The sequence below is a fragment of the Variovorax sp. FG153 genome, assembly GCF_057809595.1.
The window spans coordinates 38,474-57,359 of sequence record NZ_JBMDKG010000030.1 but is presented as its reverse complement, the minus strand read 5'-3'; the positions used below and the strand labels follow the sequence as shown (position 1 = coordinate 57,359).

The window sequence follows — 18,886 nt, the reverse complement described above, 5'->3', positions numbered from 1 at the left end:
TTCACGTTTTGATGAGCCCATATTCACGCATCACCGGCACCGGCAGCTACCTGCCGCCGCGCCGGGTGACCAACGACGATCTCGCCAAGGAACTGGCGGCGCGCGGCATCGAGACCTCCGACCAGTGGATCGTCGAGCGCACCGGCATCCATGCGCGCCATTTCGCGGCGCCCGACGTGGGCAGCAGCGACCTCGGCCTGCATGCCGCCCGCCATGCCCTCGAGGCAGCCGGGCGCAAGGCAACCGATGTCGACCTGATCATCGTCGCCACCTCGACCCCCGACATGGTGTTCCCCTCGTCGGCGGCCATCCTCCAGAACAAGCTCGGCATCGCCGGCTGCCCGGCTTTCGACGTGCAGGCCGTGTGCAGCGGTTTCGTCTATGCGCTGACCGTGGCCGACGCGATGATCCGCACCGGCAGCGCGCGCTGCGCGCTGGTGATCGGCGCCGAGGTGTTCTCGCGCATCCTCGATTTCAACGACCGCACCACCTGCGTGCTGTTCGGCGACGGCGCCGGCGCGGTGGTGCTGGAAGCCAGCGACGAGCCCGGCATCCTGGCGACCGACCTGCATGCCGACGGCAAGCACGTCGGCATTCTTTGCGTGCCCGGCCACGTGTCGGGCGGCAACGTGCTCGGCACGCCGCTGCTGCACATGGACGGCCAGGCGGTCTTCAAGCTCGCGGTGCGCGTGCTCGAGGAAGCCGCGCGCGCTACCCTGGCCAAGGCCGGCAAGACCGAGGCCGACATCGACTGGCTGATCCCGCACCAGGCCAACATCCGCATCATGGAAGGCACGGCCAAGAAGCTGAAGCTGCCGCGCGAGCGGCTGGTCGTCACGGTCAACGAGCACGGCAACACGTCCGCGGCCTCGATTCCGCTGGCGCTCGACGAAGCGGTGCGTTCCGGCAAGGTGAAGAAGGGCGAAACCCTCATGCTCGAAGGCGTGGGTGGCGGTTTCACCTGGGGCGCGGTGCTGCTGAATCTGTAGTTATTAGTGGGCGAGACAGCCGGTCCTGCCTTGGCGGGCCGCGCGACGTGACGCATACAACAATGAAATCCTTTGCTTTTGTCTTTCCGGGTCAGGGTTCGCAGGCGGTCGGCATGCTCGATGCCTGGGGCGATCACCCGGCCGTGGCCGAAACGCTGCGCGAAGCCTCCGAAGCGCTCGGCGAAGACATCGCCGCGCTGATCAAGACCGGCCCGAAGGAGGCGCTGGCGCTCACGACCAACACCCAGCCCGTGATGCTGGTGGCCGGTGTCGCCGCCTGGCGCGCCTGGCTGGCCGAAGGCGGCGCCACGCCGTCGGTGGTGGCCGGCCATTCGCTCGGCGAATATTCGGCGCTGGTGGCATCGGGCGTGCTGACGCTTGCGCAGGCAGCGCCGCTGGTGCGCTTCCGCGCCCAGGCGATGCAGCAGGCCGTGCCGGTCGGCACCGGCGCCATGGCTGCCATCCTCGGGATGGAAGCCGCCAAGGTCATCGCCAACTGCCAGGAAGTCACCGCCTCGTTCGGCGCCGGCAGCGCCGAAGTGGTGGAGGCCGTGAATTTCAACGACCCGATGCAGACCGTGATCGCTGGCAGCAAGGCGGCGGTCGAGAAGGCCTGCGAGACGCTCAAGGCCAACGGCGCCAAGCGTGCGCTGCCGCTGCCGGTGTCGGCCCCGTTCCATTCGAGCCTGATGAAGCCCGCGGCCGAGGCGCTGCGCGAGAAGCTGGCCTCGGTGACGCTGGCCGCGCCGCAGATTCCGGTGCTCAACAACATCGACGTGGCGGTCGAGACCGACGCCGACCGTATCCGCGACGCGCTGGTGCGCCAGGCCGCCGGCCCGGTTCGCTGGGTCGAAAGCGTGCAGGCCTTGAAACTGCGCGGTGTAGCCGCCATCATCGAGTGCGGTCCGGGCAAGGTGCTGGCCGGCATGGCCAAGCGCATCGCCCCCGAGCTCGAAGCCGCGTCGGTGTACGACCCGGCCACGCTCGCCGACGTTCGACAATCGCTCGCCGGCTGACCGGTGCCAGGCCCCAAGACCTTCTTCTTTTTATGAGCATTCCCAAATTCGAAGGGCAAGTCGCCCTGGTCACCGGCGCATCGCGCGGCATCGGCGCGGCCATCGCCCTGGAGCTCGCGCAGCGCGGCCTCAAGGTGGTCGGCACCGGCACCACGGAAGAGGGCGCGTCCAAGATCACCGCCATGCTCAGCGCCTACGACGGCCGCGGCCGCGCGCTGAACGTGAACGACGGCGCGGCCGTCGAGGCGCTGATCGACGAGATCGTGAAGGCCTACGGCGCGATCCACGTGCTGGTCAACAACGCCGGCATCACGCGCGACACGCTCGCGATGCGCATGAAGGACGACGACTGGGATGCGGTGCTCGACACCAACCTGAAGGCCGTCTTCGGCCTGTCGCGCGCCGTGATCCGCCCGATGATGAAGCAGCGCTACGGCCGCATCATCAGCATCACCAGCGTGGTCGGCGCCTCCGGCAATGCCGGCCAGGCCAACTACGCGGCCGCCAAGGCCGGCGTGGCCGGCATGACGCGCGCGCTGGCGCGCGAGCTCGGCAGCCGCAACATCACGGTCAACTGCGTCGCCCCCGGTTTCATCGAGACCGACATGACGGCCAGCCTGCCCGAAGCACAGCAGCAGGCGCTGCTGCAGCAAATCCCGCTGGGCCATCTGGGCAAGCCCGCCGACATCGCGCATGCGGTGGCGTACCTCGCATCTCCCCAGGCCGCCTACGTGACGGGGCAGGAACTGCACGTCAACGGCGGCATGCACATGTAGCCGCAAGGCGCCAAGCTTTTCGTCGTGCCGGGCCTGCGGGGAAGCTCGCAATCCGCCCGGCTAAAATCCACCGGTTACCTACAACCCTCAGAGGGAATCAAATGAGCGATATCGAAGCACGTGTCAAGAAAATCATCGCCGAGCAGCTCGGCGTGGAAGAGTCCCAAGTGACGAACGAAAAGGCTTTCGTGGCCGACCTCGGCGCTGACTCGCTCGACACGGTCGAACTCGTGATGGCACTCGAAGACGAATTCGGCATCGAGATCCCCGACGAAGACGCCGAGAAGATCACCACGGTGCAAAACGCCGTCGACTACGCCACCAAGAATCAAAAGGCCTGATCGGCCCCAACTGACGACACTGCGGCGGCCGGCGGTCTTTTCCCAGATCCGCATGCGCCGAACGCACGTCGTCCAGCGCTTCCAGAAAGGTTTGCCGGCATGACCAAACGCCGCGTCGTCGTGACCGGACTCGGTTGCATCGCTCCCGTCGGAAACACGGTGGCCGATTCCTGGGCCAACCTGTTGGCGGGAAATTCGGGCATCGCGAACATCACCGCGTTCGATGCGAGCGCCTTCGCCTGCAAGTTCGCGGGCGAGGTGAAGGGTTTCGACATTGCCCAATACATCTCCGAGAAGGAAGCGCGCCACATGGACCGCTTCATCCACCTCGGGATGGCCGCCGCGATCCAGGCGGTGCAGGACAGCGGGCTCAAGACCGGCGAGGAACTGCCGTACGAGGAAGCGGTCCGCATCGGCTGCAACATCGGTTCGGGCATCGGCGGTCTGCCGATGATCGAGGCCACGCACGGCGAGCTGGTGAACCGGGGCCCGCGCCGCGTGTCGCCATTCTTCGTGCCGGCGTCGATCATCAACATGATCTCGGGCCACGTGTCGATCAAGTACGGCTTCAAGGGCCCGAACATCGCCGTGGTCACCGCCTGCACCACCGGCCTGCATGCCATCGGCACCTCGGCGCGCATGATCGAGTACGGCGACGCCGACGTGATGATCGCGGGCGGCGCCGAGTCGACCATCTCTCCGCTCGGCATCGGTGGCTTCACCGCGCCGCGCGCGCTCAGCACGCGCAACGACGATCCCGCCACGGCCTCGCGCCCGTGGGACAAGGACCGCGACGGCTTCGTGCTCGGCGAGGGTGCCGGCGTGGTCGTGCTCGAGGAATACGAGCATGCCAAGGCGCGCGGCGCCAAGATCTACGCCGAAGTCGCGGGCTTCGGCCTGACGGGCGATGCGTACCACATGACGGCGCCCGACGTCGACGGCCCGCGCCGCTCGATGGTCATGGCGCTCGCCAATGCGGGCGTCAACCCCGATCAGGTGCAGTACCTCAATGCGCACGGCACCTCGACGCAGCTCGGCGACCTCAACGAGACGAACGCGATCAAGAACGCCTTCGGCGACCATGCGAAGAAGCTGGTCGTGAATTCGACCAAGTCCATGACCGGCCACCTGCTGGGCGGCGCGGGCGGCATCGAATCGGTGTTCACGGTGCTGGCCCTGCATCACCAGAAGAGCCCGCCGACGATCAACATCTTCAACCAGGATCCGGAGTGCGATCTCGACTACTGCGCCAACGAGGCGCGCGATCTGAAGATCGATGTCGCGGTCAAGAACAACTTCGGCTTCGGCGGCACCAACGGCACGCTGGTGTTCAAGCGCGCTTGAGTCTTCACCTCCCATGCACGGCGCACCGTCGGTGACCTATCCGGTGGGGCGCTCGCGTGGCGCTGCCCGCCTCCTGACCGTGGTCTGGGCCCTGGGCGCGCTTTGCGCCGGGGCATCCTGCTACTTTTTCGATAGCGTCGGCTGGCGCCACGCGCTGTTGTTGCTCAGCGTGCTGTTCGCGGGCGCGGCCGCAGGCATCGGCCTGCGCCGCGACGGAGCCGGTTTTCTTCATTTCGACGGCCGCGTCTGGTCGCTGGCGCCCGCGGCCTCCGACGCCGCGGACCCGGCGCGCTCGGTCCTGGCGGCGCGCGCTTTCGTCGCGCTCGACCTGCAATCGCTGCTGCTGTTGCGCCTGAGCGAGCCGGGCCGGCCGCAGCGCTGGCTCTGGGTCGAGCGGGAGGCGATGCCCGAGCGCTGGCGCGATCTGCGCCGTGCGGTATATTCGCGCCCCCCCGCTGCCGACACCGGCGGCGATGTCTGGCGCGCGACCGCACCCGCCGACGCACCTTGAAATCCCCCTCTCGATGACCACGTCCCCGCCGCCCGTGCCGCCGGATTCCGGCCTGACCGACGCCGCGGCGGCGCCGCGTCCGGGCGAGGTCGACTTCCAGCTCGTGCAGCGCACGGTGGCGGGCGACCAGAAGGCCTTCGAACTGCTGGTCATGAAGTACCAGCGCCGCATCGAGCGCCTGATCGGGCGCATGGTGCGCGACGTCGACCTGGTCGAGGACATCGCGCAGGAAACCTTCATCCGCGCCTATCGTGCACTGCACCAATTCCGCGGCGAGGCGCAGTTCTACACCTGGCTCTACCGGATCGCGGTGAACACGGCGAAGAAGGCGCTGGTCGACATGAAGCGCGACCCGACCATCTCGGAAAGCGCCCTGCGGCCGTCTTCCGAGGACGACGATGAAACTTACCGTCCGGGAAACGAACCAACCACCGACGAAACCCCCGAATCCGTCATGGCGGCCAACGAAATCGCGGCCGCGGTCGAGTCCGCCATGGAAGCGCTCCCCGCGGAGTTGCGCCAGGCAGTCACGCTGCGCGAGATCGAGGGCATGAGTTACGAAGAGATTGCCGAGGTCATGGATTGCCCCATCGGCACCGTGCGTTCCCGGATCTTCCGTGCGCGCGAGGCCATTTCGGCCAGGGTCAAACCGCTGCTCGACAACCAGTCGGGCAAGCGTTGGTAAGCAAAATCAGGTGAACGAAATGAATCAGACGATGACGGTTCGAGAACAGGTGTCGGCGCTCGCGGATGGTCATTTGCAGGGCGACGAGTTCGCGCAGGCCATCGACAGGGTCTGCGGCGACGAGGAATACCGCGCGGCGTGGCAGGCCTACCATGTGGTGGGCGACGTGCTGCGATCGGGTTCCACCACGGCGTGCAGCGACGGCAATGCCTTCCTCGCGCGCTTCCAGCAGCGGCTGGCGGCCGAGCCGGTGGTGATCCGGCCCGTGGCGGCCGTTCCCGAAGCCCAGGTGGTGCCGCTCCAGCGCCGCGCCGACGCGGCCAACGAGCCGGTCTTTCGCTGGAAACTCGTGGCCGGCGCCGCCTCGCTGGTGGCCGTGGCCGCCATCAGCTGGAGCTGGGTCGGCAGCGGTGTCGTCAACGGCCCGGCCGGCGCCCAGCTCGCGCAGCAACAACCCGTGTCGGGCCCGGTGCTCGCATCGGCTGCACCCAGCGGCGTGCAGCAGGCCTCGACGCTCACGCCCACGCGCGTGATCGTGGGCAACGGCAAGCCGCAGGTGATGCTGCGCGATCCGCGCCTGGACCAGTTGCTCGAGGCGCACCAGCAGGCCGGTGGGGCCTCGCAGATGCCTTCCGGTTTCCTGCGCAACGCCACCTTCGAAGGACCCACGCGCTGAGCGCGCGACACCGCCTCCTTCCCTGCCAATGACCGTTCAGATGCCGATCTCCGCACGCGCGTTCGTGCTCGTGCTTGCCGCCTTTTGCCTCGCGCAGATCGCCTCCGCGCAGACCCGTTCCAGCGCGGCGAACACCCGGGGCGCGGCATCGGCCCAGGCGGCGGGCGAGCCGCCCGGCATGAGCGTGACCGAGTGGCTGCAGCGCATGCACGCCGGCGCGCGCCAGCGCAACTACGTCGGCACCTTCGTGGTGTCCGCGCCCGGCGGCGACCTGTCGAGTGCGCGCATCTGGCATGTGCGCGACGGCGAGCAGCAGATCGAGCGCATCGAGGCGCTGAGCGGCCCGCAGCGCTCGACCTTCCGCCGCAACCAGAGCGTGATGACCTTCCTGCCCGAGGCGAAGGTGGTGAAGGTCGAGAAGCGCGAGAACCTGGATCTCTTTCCCAACCTGCCCGACAAGCAGGACTCGTCGATCGGCGAGTTCTACGACGTGCGGCCCATCGGCAAGGACCGCGTGGCGGGCTTCGATGCCGACGTGGTGCAGCTGAATCCGCACGACGGCCTGCGCTTCGGCTATCGCATCTGGAGCGAGCGCCGCACCGGCCTCGTCGTCAAGCTGCAGACGCTCGACGACCAGTCGCGCGTGGTCGAGCAGTCGGCGTTCTCCGAGCTGCAGCTCGACGTGCCCGTGAAGGCCCAGGCGCTGGCCCAGATGATGGCCAACACCGCGGGCTACCGCATCGAGAAGCTCGAGCTCGAGCGCACCAGCGCGCAGGACGAGGGCTGGACCCTGAGCGCGCCGGTGGCAGGCTTCAAGCCGCGCAGCTTCTTCCGGCGGCCCGCGGCCGACGGCGACAAGAATGCCGCGACGCAGGACCGCACCGTGCAATGGATCTTCTCCGACGGCCTTGCTTCGGTGTCGCTGTTCATCGAGCGCTACGACGCCAAGCGCGCGCCGCGCGACGGCGTGCTGACCATTGGCGCGACGAATGCGATCCGCAGGCGCCTGCCCGAGCCGGCCAACGACTGGTGGCTGACCGCCGTCGGCGAGGTACCGCAATCGACCCTCGACGCATTTGCCCAGAGCCTTGCACGCACGCGCTGACGGGCGCGAATTGCATGGAACCAAGTCCATGGTTCGACTCATAGTCTTTGTTGTTGCAACCGCTCTTTGATCTTTTGAAAGAAAACCCATGATGTTCAAAGTCGAGGGACACAAGCTCCGTTCCTGCCTCTTCGCATTCGGCCTGGCGTGTTCCGTCGCCGTGGGGTTCCTGCCGGCGGCGCCGGCCAGCGCGCAGACGCGCGGACTGCCCGATTTCGCCGACCTCGTGGAGCAGGTCGGTCCCGCGGTCGTCGGCATCCGCACCGTCGAGAAGGTGTCGACGCGCGGCAGCGGCGAGATGGACGAGGAGATGCAGGACTTCTTCCGTCGCTTCTTCGGCCAGCCCCTGCCGGGCAATCCGCGCCCGGGGCCGCGCCAGAACCGTCCGCAGCAGCAGCCGCAGGAAGAAGAGCGTCCGCGCGGCGTGGGCTCGGGCTTCATCCTCACGGCCGACGGCTATGTCATGACCAACGCGCACGTGATCGAGGACGCGTCCGAGATCATCGTCACGCTGACCGACAAGCGCGAGTTCAAGGCCAAGCTCGTCGGCGCGGACAAGCGCAGCGACGTCGCGGTCGTGAAGATCGAGGCCACGGGCCTGCCGGTGGTGAAGATCGGCGACATCTCGAAGCTGCGCGTGGGTGAATGGGTGATGGCGATCGGCTCGCCGTTCGGCCTCGAGAACACCGTGACCGCGGGCATCGTGAGCGCCAAGCAGCGCGACACCGGCGAGCTGGTGCCGCTGATCCAGACCGACGTCGCGATCAACCCGGGCAACTCGGGCGGCCCGCTGATCAACCTGCGCGGCGAAGTGATCGGCATCAACAGCCAGATCTACTCGCGCTCGGGCGGCTACATGGGCATCTCGTTCTCGATCCCGATCGACGAGGCGATCCGCGTCAGCGACCAGCTGCGCACCACCGGGCGCGTGTCGCGCGGCCTGATCGGCGTGTCCATCGGCTCGGTCTCGAAGGACGTGGCCGAGTCCATCGGCCTGGGCAAGGCGCGCGGCGCGCTCGTGAGCGCCGTGGTGCCGGGTTCGGCGGCCGAGAAGGCCGGCGTGCGCGAGGGCGACATCATCACCAAGTACGGCGACAAGGTCATCGAGACGCCGAGCGACCTGTCGCGCTCGGTGGCCAGCACCAAGCCGGGCGTCAGGAGCACGCTGACCGTGTTCCGCAACGGCGCCTCGCGCGAGCTTTCCATCACCGTGGCCGAGGGCGATGCCGAGGCCAAGCCCGCCAAGAAGCCGGCCGATCGCGAAGAGCCGCAGGCGAAGCCCTCCGCGGCGGGCAAGTCGCTCGGCCTCGCGGTCAGCGACCTGACCGAGGCGCAGAAGAAGGAGCTCAAGGTCCGCGGCGTGCGCATCGACGCCGCCACCGAGGCCGCCGCGAAGGCCGGCCTGCGCGAGGGCGACGTGATCCTGTCGATTGCCAACTCCGAGGTGGGCAGCGTCAAGGAATTCGAGGCCGCGGTGGCCAAGGCCGACAAGAGCAAGCCGGTCAGCGTGCTGTTCCGTCGCGGCGAATGGGCGCAGTACGCGCTCATCCGGCCCGCACGCTGATCCCGGCGGTGCCGTCAAGTGGCCCCACCCGTCAGTCGGGTTTGGGGCCATTTTTTTGAGCTGTTTGCGACGCTTCGGCGCGCCGCTTTAAAAAAATCTGCATCGATCCAAAGCCGTCGATTTGTCAGTATTTACTAACTTAAAGAAGGGCTAAGGACCGTTTTCGGTAGAATAGCGGCCTCTCGGCGGCCAGTCGGCGCATAAGCGGGACAGTCTCCTCCACCATGCGAGATGTCAGGTGACAGTCCACCGACGCTCCACAGATCGCCCACAAGTTGTTCAGAGAGTGCTCCACCAAGCCTGTTGATAAGTTGTTTATAAGTTGCTTGTTGTTGACCCGCAACGACCCGTTTGGACCCTGTTCCCGGATGTACGCGCTTCCCTTTTTGCCTACAATGAAGTTCCAACTACTGCAGTTGCCATTGCTTGTTGGTTCAGGGCGCGTCTCCGGGAGACGCGCCCTTTTTTCTTGCCTGCTGCCCTCTGTGCACGAGCCAATTCAAGTACTTAAGCGTTCCCGTTGATGAATCACATCAGAAATTTTTCGATCATTGCGCACATCGACCATGGCAAGTCGACGCTCGCTGACCGTTTGATCCAACGCTGCGGCGGCCTCGCGGAACGCGAGATGGAAGCGCAGGTGCTCGACTCGATGGACATCGAGAAAGAGCGTGGGATAACCATCAAGGCGCAGACCGCCGCACTGCACTACAAGGCACGCGATGGACAGGTCTACAACCTCAATCTGATCGACACGCCGGGCCACGTCGACTTCTCGTATGAAGTGAGCCGCTCGCTGTCGGCATGCGAAGGCGCGCTGCTCGTCGTCGATGCATCGCAAGGCGTCGAAGCGCAGACGGTGGCCAACTGCTACACCGCGCTCGACCTCGGCGTCGAAGTGGTGCCCGTGCTCAACAAGATGGATCTGCCGAACGCCGATCCCGACAACGCGCGCACCGAGATCGAGGACGTGATCGGCATCGACGCGACCGATGCGATTCCATGCTCGGCGAAGACCGGCATGGGCATCGACGACATCCTCGAGGCGATCGTGCACAAGATGCCGGCGCCGCGCGGCAATCCCGACGCCGCGCTGCGCGCGATGATCGTCGACAGCTGGTTCGATCCGTACGTCGGCGTCGTGATGCTGGTGCGCGTGGTCGACGGCCGGCTCGCGAAGGGCGACCGCATCAAGATGATGGCCTCGGGCGCCAGCTACAACGCCGACAACGTCGGCGTCTTCACGCCGGCCAACGAGCCGCGCGCCTCGCTCGAGGCGGGCGAGGTGGGCTACATCATCGCGGGCATCAAGGAACTGCAGGCCGCGAAGGTCGGCGACACCGTCACGCTGATCAAGCCGGGCACGGGCGGCGCGGCCGCCACCGCGACCGAGGCGCTGCCGGGCTTCAAGGAGATCCAGCCGCAGGTGTTCGCCGGTCTCTATCCGACCGAGGCCAGCGAGTACGACTCGCTGCGCGATGCGCTCGAGAAGCTCAAGCTCAACGACTCCTCGCTGCGCTACGAGCCCGAGGTGAGCCAGGCGCTGGGCTTCGGCTTCCGCTGCGGCTTCCTCGGCCTGCTGCACATGGAGATCGTGCAGGAGCGCCTGGAGCGCGAGTTCGACCAGGACCTGATCACGACCGCGCCGAGCGTGGTCTACCAGGTGGTGCGCAGCGACGGCGAGGTCATCATGGTCGAGAACCCGTCCAAGATGCCCGAGGTCGGCCGGATGAGCGAGATCCGCGAGCCGATCGTGACCGTGCACCTGTACATGCCGCAGGAATACGTCGGCGCCGTCATGACGCTGGCCAACCAGAAGCGCGGCGTGCAGATGAACATGGCCTACCACGGCCGCCAGGTCATGCTGACCTACGAGATGCCGCTCGGCGAGATCGTGCTCGACTTCTTCGACAAGCTGAAGTCGGTCAGCCGCGGCTATGCCTCCATGGACTACGAGTTCAAGGAGTACCGTGCCTCCGACGTGGTCAAGGTCGACATCCTTCTCAACGGCGAGAAGGTCGACGCGCTCTCGATCATCGTGCACCGCACCCAGTCGCAGTACCGCGGCCGCGCGGTGGTGTCGAAGATGCGCGAGATCATCTCGCGCCAGATGTTCGACGTGGCCATCCAGGCCGCCATCGGGGTCAACATCATTGCGCGTGAGACAATCAAGGCGCTGCGCAAGAACGTGCTGGCCAAGTGCTACGGCGGCGACATCACCCGCAAGAAGAAGCTGCTCGAGAAGCAGAAGGCGGGCAAGAAAAGAATGAAGCAGATCGGCTCGGTCGAGGTCCCGCAAGAGGCCTTCCTCGCGATCCTGCAAGTCGAAGACTGATCAACATGGCATTCATCACCTCCCTCATCCTCGCGGCATTCGCCGGCTACATCGGCGCCTGGTACTTCGGAGCGATCGAGGGCAACTTCGCCTTGCTGTTGTTCCTGGCCACGGTGGTCACCGGCCTCTATTGGCTGGCGGAGCGCTTCTACTTCCTGCCGCGGCGCGAGCGCGCGGCCGCCGAGCTCGAGAGCTCGCTGGCCGAGCGCAATGCACGGCTGGCCGGCCAGGGCATCAAGCAGGTCGACACCGCCGATGCCAAGGCCAGCGAGCGGCTGCTGATGCAGCCCTGGTGGCTCGACTGGACCGCCGGGCTGTTTCCCGTGATCCTGGTCGTGTTCCTGCTGCGCTCCTTCCTCTACGAGCCGTTCAAGATTCCCTCGGGCTCGATGATGCCCACGCTGCTCACCGGCGACCTGATCCTGGTCAACAAGTTCACCTACGGTCTGCGGCTGCCGGTGATCAACACCAAGATCACCGACGGCACGCCGCTGGCGCGCGGCGACGTGGTGGTGTTCCGCTACCCGCCCAAGCCGAGCCAGGACTACATCAAGCGCGTGGTCGGCATTCCCGGCGACGAGGTGGCCTACCTGAACAAGAAGCTCACGATCAACGGCCAGCCGGTCTCGAAGGAGGCCGCGCCCGACTACCTCGATGGCGAGTCGATGCGCCTGCTCAAGCAGTTCGACGAGAACCTCGCGGGCAAGCAGCACAAGATCCTCAACGACGACGCCGGCCCCGCCTTCGTGCCCGGCGCCAGCGACTTCCCCTTCCGCGAGAACTGCCGTTACTCGGTCGAGGGCGTCACCTGCAAGGTGCCGGCCGGCAACTATTTCATGATGGGCGACAACCGCGATAATTCGGCCGACTCCCGTTTCTGGGGCTTCGTGCCGGACAAGAACATCGTGGGCCGGGCCTTCTTCGTCTGGATGAACTTCGGCGACCTGGGACGCATCGGTCCATTCCAATAAGTCAGCAAATCGTTCGAGGGGTATGAGGGTATGAGAGCTGTTCGGTCGATCCGGAACAGTGCGGCGCGCCAGCGCGGCATCTCGTTCATCGGTCTCGTGTTCGTGGCCGTCGTGCTGGCCTGCGTGGGCGTCGTCGTCGCCCAGGTCATCCCGACGCTGATCGAGTACCAGGCGATCTACAAGGCCGCCAACAAGGCCAAGGAAGGCAGCACCGTGCCCGAGATCCGCGCCATCTTCGACCGCGCCCAGGCCATCGACGACTTCACGTCGGTCACGGGCAAGGACCTCGACATCAAGAAGGTCAACGACAAGGTCGTGGTGGCCTTCTCCTACGAGCGCGAGATCCCGCTGTTCGGCCCCGCCTACCTCGTGCTCAAGTACAAGGGCGAGACCAACTGAACGCCCAGGGAAGCAAGGTGGACGGCGGCCTCACGGCGCTCCAGTCGCGCCTGAAGTACACGTTCGCCGACCCGCGGCTGCTGCAGCTCGCGCTCACGCACCGCAGCTTCTCCGCCGACCACAACGAGCGCCTCGAGTTCCTCGGCGACTCGGTGCTGAACCTGGCGGTCTCGCACCTGCTCTACACGCGTCTCGCGGCCCTGCCCGAAGGCGACCTGTCGCGCGTGCGCGCCAACCTCGTGAAGCAGGACACCCTGCACCGGCTGGCCGTGGGCCTCGCGCTCTCGCCGCTGCTGCGGCTGGGCGAGGGCGAAGCCCGCTCGGGCGGCCCGAACCGGCCGTCGATCCTGGCCGATGCGCTCGAGGCGCTGATCGGCGCGGTCTACCTCGATGCCGGCTTCGCGGCCGCGCAGGCGCTGGTGCACCGGCTCTACGAGGCGGTCGAGATCAATCCGCGCATGGAGGCGGTGGGCAAGGACCCGAAGACCGAATTGCAGGAATGGCTGCAGGGTCACAAAATGAAGCTGCCCGTCTACCGCGTCGCGGGGACACTGGGGGCAGCGCACAAGCAGACCTTCGACGTCGAGTGCGAAGTGCCCGAGCTGGGCCTTCGCGAACGCGGCATCGGCGGTTCGCGCCGCGCCGGCGAGCAGGCGGCAGCCGCCGCCATGTTGATCCGCCTCAAGGCACGCGGCGGCGCGTGAAAACGAAATGAACGACGCTATCAAATCAGCAGCACAGCCCCAGGACCCGGCGGGCGAATCCAAACCGGCGGAAGCCACGGGCCCGCAGCACTGCGGCCTGGTGGCCATCGTCGGCAAGCCCAACGTGGGCAAGTCCACGCTGCTCAACGCGCTGGTCGGCCAGAAGATCAGCATCACCTCGCGCAAGGCACAGACCACGCGCCATCGCATCACCGGCATGCGCACGATCGGTGCCACGCAGTTCGTGTTCGTCGACACGCCGGGCTTCCAGACCCTGCATGGCAACGCACTGAACAAGTCGCTCAACAAGACCGTGCAGGGCGCGGTCGGCGACGTCGACCTGATCCTGTTCGTGGTCGAGGCCGGCAGCTTCACGCCGGCCGACGAGCGCGTGCTCAAGCTGCTCGGCAAGGGCATCCCGACGATCCTGCTGGCCAACAAGCTCGACAGCGTGGGGCGCCGCGCGGACGTCGCGCCCTGGCTGCAGCAGATGCAGGCCAAGCACGAGTTCGCCGAGTTCGTGCCGATGTCGGCCAAGAACGCGAAGGACGTCGAACGCCTGTTCGGCATCTGCGAGAAGTACCTGCCCGAGCAGCCCTGGTTCTACGACGAGGACGAGCTCACCGACCGCAGCGAGAAGTTCCTCGCCAGCGAGCTGGTGCGCGAGAAGCTGTTCCGCCTCACCGGCGACGAGCTGCCCTACACCTCGACCGTCGTGATCGACAAGTTCGACGAGGAAGCGCCGCAGAAGAAGGGCCACAAGCGCCTGCTGCGCATCGCCGCCACCATCGTGGTGGAGCGCGACAGCCACAAGGCGATGGTGATCGGCGACAAGGGCGAGCGCATCAAGCGCATCGGCATGGAGACCCGCGTCGAGCTCGAGAAGCTGGCCGACGCCAAGGTGTTCCTCGAACTCTGGGTCAAGGTGCGTTCGGGCTGGGCCGACGACGAGGCCCGCGTGCGCTCGTTCGGCTACGAATGAAGTGGCCGCCGCCCACCGCGTTTCGCACGAACCGGCCTATGTGCTCCATCGCTACGACTGGAGCGAGTCGAGCCTGATCCTCGAGGTCTTCACCCGCCACCACGGGCGCATCGCGCTCGTGGCCAAGGGGGCGAAGCGGCCGAGCTCCAACTTCCGCCCGGTGCTGCTGCCGCTGCAGCCGCTGGAGATCAACTATGGCGGCGATGCCGAGATCCGCACCCTGAAGGGCGCCGAATGGATGGGCGGCCACGTCATGCCCACCGGCGATGCGCTGCTGTCGGGCTACTACCTCAACGAGCTGCTGCTGCGCCTCTTGGCGCGCGACGACGCGCACGAGGCCCTGTTCGATGCCTACGGCGGCGTGGTGCAGGTGCTGGCCGGCGACCACGGTGGTGCCCAGGCAGCCACCCAGGCGGCCGCGCTGCGCGCCTTCGAGCTGCTGCTGCTGCGTGGGGTCGGCCTGCTGCCGCAGCTCGACGTGCAGACCCTGACGCTCGAGGCGCTCGAAGCCGGCACCCGCTATGCCCTGGTCGCCGAAGCCGGCCTGCGCGCCGCGGCCGACGACGAGGCCGCGCTGGCCGGTGCCGACTGGCAGCGGCTGCAGGCCGCGCTCGACGACCGCGCGCCGTTCACGGCCACGCTGCGGCTGGTCGCGACCCTGAGCAACGGCAGCAACAGCGCGCTGCGCAACCAGCTGCGCGTGCTGCTCAACTACCATTGCGGCGTGTCCATGCTGCGTACGCGGCAGTTGATGAGAGATATCCAAGCACTATGAGCACTTCCTCCGTCTCGGCCGGCACCACCGCGCTGTCGGTCAATCTCAACAAGGTCGCGCTGGTGCGCAACACGCGGCACCTGGGCATCCCGAGCGTGACGAGGGCCGCCACCCTGTGCCTGCGGGCCGGCGCCCAGGGCATCACCGTGCATCCGCGCCCTGACGCGCGCCACATCCGCGCCCACGACGTGCACGACCTCTCGGCGCTGCTGGCGAAAGATTGGCCCGGCATCGAGTTCAACATCGAGGGCAACCCGTTCCAGAACCTGATGGACTTCGTGCGCGAGCTGCGCCCCCACCAGGCCACCTTCGTGCCCGACAGCGAGACCCAGTCCACCAGCGACCATGGCTGGACCTTCCCCGACGACGCCGAGCGCCTGCGCCCGCTGATCGCGGAAGCCAGGGCGCTGGGCGTGCGCGTCAGCCTGTTCATGGACCCGATTCCCGAGATGATGGCCGCGGCCCAGGCCGTCGGCGCCGACCGCGTCGAGCTCTACACCGAATCCTTCGCGGCCTCGCGCGGCACGCCCGACGAGCAGGCCGTGCTCGAGCGCTACGCGGCCACGGCGCGCGCCGCGCTCGCCGCCGGCCTGGGCCTGAACGCCGGCCACGACCTGAGCCGCGACAACCTCACGCCCTTCCTGAAGGCGGTGCCCGGCGTGCAGGAGGTCTCGATCGGCCATGCCTTCGTGGCCGACGCGCTCGAGCTGGGCTACGAGGCCGCCACGCGCGACTACCTGCGCTGCATCGCCGAGGCCCACGCCGCCGCATGATCTACGGCATCGGCACCGACATCTGCGACGTCCGGCGCATCGCCGCGACCTTCGAGCGCCAGGGCGAGCGCTTCGCGCGCCGGGTGCTCAGCGACACCGAATTCGCGGTCTGGAAGGCCCGCAGCGAGCGCTGGCCCAAGCGCGGCCTCAGCTACCTCGCCACCCGCTTCTCGGCCAAGGAGGCCTTCAGCAAGGCCATCGGCATGGGCATGCGCATGCCGATGAGCTGGCGGCTGTGCGAGATCGCCAACCTGCGCAGCGGCAAGCCGGTGATCGTGCTGCACGGCGAGCTCAAGACCTGGTTCGAGGCGCAGAACCTCACGGCCCACGTCACCGTCACCGACGAAACCGAATACGCCGCGAGCTTCGTGGTGGTCGAACGCAAGGATGGGCCCGCGCCATGAGTGCGAAGACCGAAGACGTGCTTCTCTCGCCGCTGGTCGTCGACGTGGCCGGCACGGCGCTGACCGACGACGACCGCCGCCGCCTGGCGCATCCGCGCGTGGGCGGCGTGATCCATTTCGCGCGCAACTGGGAAAGCCGCGCGCAGATGACGGCGCTCAACGCCGAGATCAAGGCGATCCGGCCCGACCTGCTGATCTGCGTCGACCACGAGGGCGGGCGGGTGCAGCGCTTTCGCAGCGACGGCTTCACCCACCTGCCGACGATGCAGTCGCTGGGCGAACTCTGGATGCGCGACGCGATGCGCGCCACCCAGGTCGCGACCGCGGCGGGCCAGGTGCTGGCCGGCGAACTGCGCGCCTGCGGCGTCGACTTCAGCTTCGCGCCGGTGCTCGACCTCGACCATGGCCGCAGCACCGTGATCGGCACGCGCAGCTTCCACCGCGATCCGCGCGTGGTCGCGCTGCTGGCCAAGAGCCTGATGCACGGCATGCTGCTCGCGGGCATGCGCAACTGCGGCAAGCACTTTCCCGGACACGGCTGGGTCAATGCCGATTCGCATGTGGAGATCCCGGTCGACCGGCGCAGCCTCAAGGCCATCCTGGCCGACGACGCGCGGCCCTACGACTGGCTCGGCGGTGCGCTGGCGGCGGTCATGCCGGCGCACGTGATCTATCCGAAGGTCGACAGCCGGCCCGCGGGCTTCTCGCCGCGCTGGCTGCGCGAGATCCTGCGCGGCCGCTTCGGCTTCGACGGCGCCATCTTCAGCGACGACCTCAGCATGGAGGCCGGCCGCTACATCGACGGCGAACTGCTGAGCTTCGCCGACGCGGCGCTGGCCGCGCTGGGCGCCGGCTGCGATCTCGCGCTGCTGTGCAACCAGAGCATCGGCGAAGGCCGGCTGCTCGACGAGTTCCTCGACGGCTTCGAAGCCGCCGAACGCGCCGGCCGCTGGCAGCCCGGTGCCGAGGCGCGCGGCAGCGAGGCACGGCGCCGTGGCCTGCTGCCGCAAGGCGAGCCGGTCGACTGGCAAGCGCTCACGCGTTCGCGCGGCTACCTCGATGCGCGCCGCTTGCTCGACATCTAGCGCGACGCCATCGTCGCCCGCGGCGGTCCGCTGCCTGGAGTGACCCATGCCCCTGTGCCTCAGCCTTCTTCAGCGCGCGGACGAGGCGGTGCTGCGCAACCACGCGCACTACTGCCGCCTGTTCGGCTATCCGCACCAGTGGGTCGACACCGGGCGCATCGCCCATCCGGCGCTGCGCGCGAGCGCCATGTACAGCCAGATCCTGCGCCACCTGCGCACGCTGGCCGAGGGTGACTGGCTGCTGTTCCTCGACGGCGACTCGGTGGTGTTCCACCCGGTCGCGGTCGAGGCGCTGATGCAGGAGCGCGACCTCGTCGCGCTCGAGGGACCGTCGACCGGCGACCGCGCCGGTCCCGCCATGACCAACATGCTGGTGCTGCGCAACACGCCCGGCAACCGTGCGCTGCTGCATCAGCTGATCATCGATGCGGGCCACGTGGTCGCGCTCGAATCGCCGCGGCTCGACGAGACCGCGCGCCTGGCGCCGGCGGGGCTGCTGCCCTGCAACAGCGTGCTGGGCGAGGCCTACGTCAACGTCTCGTGGCGCGTCTCGCAGTGGCATGACGCGCGGGTCTTCGTGGTGAACCTCGCCGCGCTGCCGGTGCCGCTGCCCGGCGGCGGCTGGCGCGACGAGATCCTGCACGACCTGAACCTGCAGGCGCTGCTGGTGCGCGAGGTCAACGGCGCCCTGATGCAGGGCCGGCCGGTGCTGCAGCCGCCCGCTTATCCAGCGCTGTCCGACGACGCGCTCACGAGCTTCAATCCGCAGGCGCGCATCGCCTTCCTCACGCTCTATACGCACCATGTCGCGACCTACGCGCGCGTGTCGGAGCACAACGTGCGCCGCTACTGCGAGCGCCACGGCCATGCGTACCACGTGTACCGGGCGCTGCCCGAGGCGATCGGGCCCGGCATCAACGGCTCGTGGGTGCGCACCTGGCTGCTGCAGCGGCACCTGGCGCAGCACGACTGGGTGATCTGGGTCGATGCCGACGTGATCTTTCGCAACCCCGCGCGTTCCATCGAACCCCTGCTGCAGGGCCGCGACCTGCTGCTGGCCAAGGACGTCGGCGCCTGGCGCTTCAATTCGGGCGTCATGGGCTTTCGCAACACGCCGGCCAACCTCGCGCTGCTCGAACGCATCTGGGCGCGCATCGGCGAGGTGGCCGACAAATCCCAGGTCTACAGCAGCCTGGGCGACCAGCACTACACCAACGAGGTGCTGAAGGAGGAGGGCCTGCTCGGCGAGCACAGCGTGCTGGACAACCTCAGCCTCAACACGCCGCCGCTGCTGGCCGACGAGGACACGCTGCTGGTCCATTTCGTGAGCTTGTCCGAGCCCTACCGCTCGGTGTACATGGCGGCCATGGACGCGGCCTCGCAGAAGAGCCGCTAGCCACCAGTCGCGGCGGTCAAAGCCCGCGCAACCGTGCAGAACCTGACGCCGCGGC

20 protein-coding genes are annotated in these 18,886 nt (G+C 67.6%); all 20 read left to right on the top strand.

What is annotated here, in order from left to right; genetic code table 11:
* Positions 1–11: 11 nt before the first annotated feature.
* Positions 12–989, top strand: a complete 978-nt coding sequence (locus ACODT0_RS27325) for a beta-ketoacyl-ACP synthase III (RefSeq protein WP_057592297.1) — start codon at positions 12–14, stop codon at positions 987–989.
* A gap of 62 nt (positions 990–1,051) precedes the next feature.
* Positions 1,052–2,005, top strand: coding sequence for an ACP S-malonyltransferase (gene fabD, locus ACODT0_RS27320; RefSeq protein WP_057592296.1), 954 nt, complete (start codon positions 1,052–1,054; stop codon positions 2,003–2,005).
* A gap of 32 nt (positions 2,006–2,037) precedes the next feature.
* Positions 2,038–2,781 carry a 3-oxoacyl-ACP reductase FabG gene (fabG, locus tag ACODT0_RS27315; protein WP_057592295.1) on the top strand — a complete coding sequence of 248 codons (744 nt, stop codon included), beginning with the start codon at positions 2,038–2,040 and terminating at the stop codon, positions 2,779–2,781.
* Between the two features lie 101 nt (positions 2,782–2,882).
* On the top strand, positions 2,883–3,122 hold the full coding sequence (acpP, locus tag ACODT0_RS27310; protein ID WP_007830471.1) for an acyl carrier protein: 240 nt from the start codon (positions 2,883–2,885) through the stop codon (positions 3,120–3,122).
* Between the two features lie 99 nt (positions 3,123–3,221).
* Positions 3,222–4,466 (top strand): beta-ketoacyl-ACP synthase II, encoded by a 1,245-nt coding sequence (gene fabF / locus ACODT0_RS27305; protein ID WP_057592294.1) that lies wholly within the window; start codon positions 3,222–3,224, stop codon positions 4,464–4,466.
* A 13-nt stretch (positions 4,467–4,479) separates the two neighbouring features.
* Positions 4,480–4,977 carry a hypothetical protein gene (locus ACODT0_RS27300; RefSeq protein ID WP_057592293.1) on the top strand — a complete coding sequence of 166 codons (498 nt, stop codon included), beginning with the start codon at positions 4,480–4,482 and terminating at the stop codon, positions 4,975–4,977.
* A gap of 13 nt (positions 4,978–4,990) precedes the next feature.
* The gene (gene rpoE / locus ACODT0_RS27295; RefSeq protein ID WP_057592292.1) at positions 4,991–5,662 is read left to right on the top strand and encodes an RNA polymerase sigma factor RpoE; all 672 of its coding nucleotides are present in this window, start codon (positions 4,991–4,993) and stop codon (positions 5,660–5,662) included.
* 19 nt (positions 5,663–5,681) lie between these two features.
* Entirely contained in the window at positions 5,682–6,338 is a 657-nt protein-coding gene (locus ACODT0_RS27290) for a sigma-E factor negative regulatory protein (RefSeq protein ID WP_422097810.1), read from the top strand.
* A 28-nt stretch (positions 6,339–6,366) separates the two neighbouring features.
* Entirely contained in the window at positions 6,367–7,443 is a 1,077-nt protein-coding gene (locus ACODT0_RS27285; RefSeq protein ID WP_057592290.1) for a MucB/RseB C-terminal domain-containing protein, read from the top strand.
* An 88-nt stretch (positions 7,444–7,531) separates the two neighbouring features.
* Positions 7,532–9,007, top strand: a complete 1,476-nt coding sequence (locus tag ACODT0_RS27280; protein WP_489042770.1) for a DegQ family serine endoprotease — start codon at positions 7,532–7,534, stop codon at positions 9,005–9,007.
* Between the two features lie 523 nt (positions 9,008–9,530).
* A complete protein-coding gene (gene lepA / locus ACODT0_RS27275) occupies positions 9,531–11,342 on the top strand; it encodes a translation elongation factor 4 (protein WP_057592288.1) in 1,812 nt (603 codons plus the stop codon).
* Between the two features lie 5 nt (positions 11,343–11,347).
* Positions 11,348–12,313, top strand: coding sequence for a signal peptidase I (gene lepB, locus ACODT0_RS27270; protein WP_057592287.1), 966 nt, complete (start codon positions 11,348–11,350; stop codon positions 12,311–12,313).
* A gap of 30 nt (positions 12,314–12,343) precedes the next feature.
* A complete protein-coding gene (locus ACODT0_RS27265) occupies positions 12,344–12,712 on the top strand; it encodes a DUF4845 domain-containing protein (RefSeq protein ID WP_057592286.1) in 369 nt (122 codons plus the stop codon).
* A gap of 17 nt (positions 12,713–12,729) precedes the next feature.
* Positions 12,730–13,416 carry a ribonuclease III gene (gene rnc, locus ACODT0_RS27260; RefSeq protein ID WP_057592285.1) on the top strand — a complete coding sequence of 229 codons (687 nt, stop codon included), beginning with the start codon at positions 12,730–12,732 and terminating at the stop codon, positions 13,414–13,416.
* A 7-nt stretch (positions 13,417–13,423) separates the two neighbouring features.
* Positions 13,424–14,398 (top strand): GTPase Era, encoded by a 975-nt coding sequence (gene era, locus ACODT0_RS27255; RefSeq protein ID WP_261208693.1) that lies wholly within the window; start codon positions 13,424–13,426, stop codon positions 14,396–14,398.
* 1 nt (position 14,399) lies between these two features.
* Positions 14,400–15,173 (top strand): DNA repair protein RecO, encoded by a 774-nt coding sequence (recO, locus tag ACODT0_RS27250; protein WP_057592283.1) that lies wholly within the window; start codon positions 14,400–14,402, stop codon positions 15,171–15,173.
* Entirely contained in the window at positions 15,170–15,946 is a 777-nt protein-coding gene (locus tag ACODT0_RS27245; protein WP_261208687.1) for a pyridoxine 5'-phosphate synthase, read from the top strand. Before recO ends, ACODT0_RS27245 begins: the two co-directional genes overlap by 4 nt.
* Complete coding sequence (acpS, locus tag ACODT0_RS27240; RefSeq protein WP_261208686.1) at positions 15,943–16,350, top strand: holo-ACP synthase; 408 nt, start codon at positions 15,943–15,945, stop codon at positions 16,348–16,350. The genes ACODT0_RS27245 and acpS overlap by 4 nt, the downstream gene beginning before the upstream one ends.
* Complete coding sequence (nagZ, locus tag ACODT0_RS27235) at positions 16,347–17,435, top strand: beta-N-acetylhexosaminidase (protein ID WP_261208685.1); 1,089 nt, start codon at positions 16,347–16,349, stop codon at positions 17,433–17,435. Before acpS ends, nagZ begins: the two co-directional genes overlap by 4 nt.
* A 46-nt stretch (positions 17,436–17,481) precedes the next feature.
* Positions 17,482–18,831: a glycosyltransferase family protein gene (locus ACODT0_RS27230; RefSeq protein ID WP_261208683.1), complete on the top strand. Its 1,350-nt coding sequence runs from the start codon at positions 17,482–17,484 to the stop codon at positions 18,829–18,831.
* Positions 18,832–18,886: the final 55 nt, after the last annotated feature.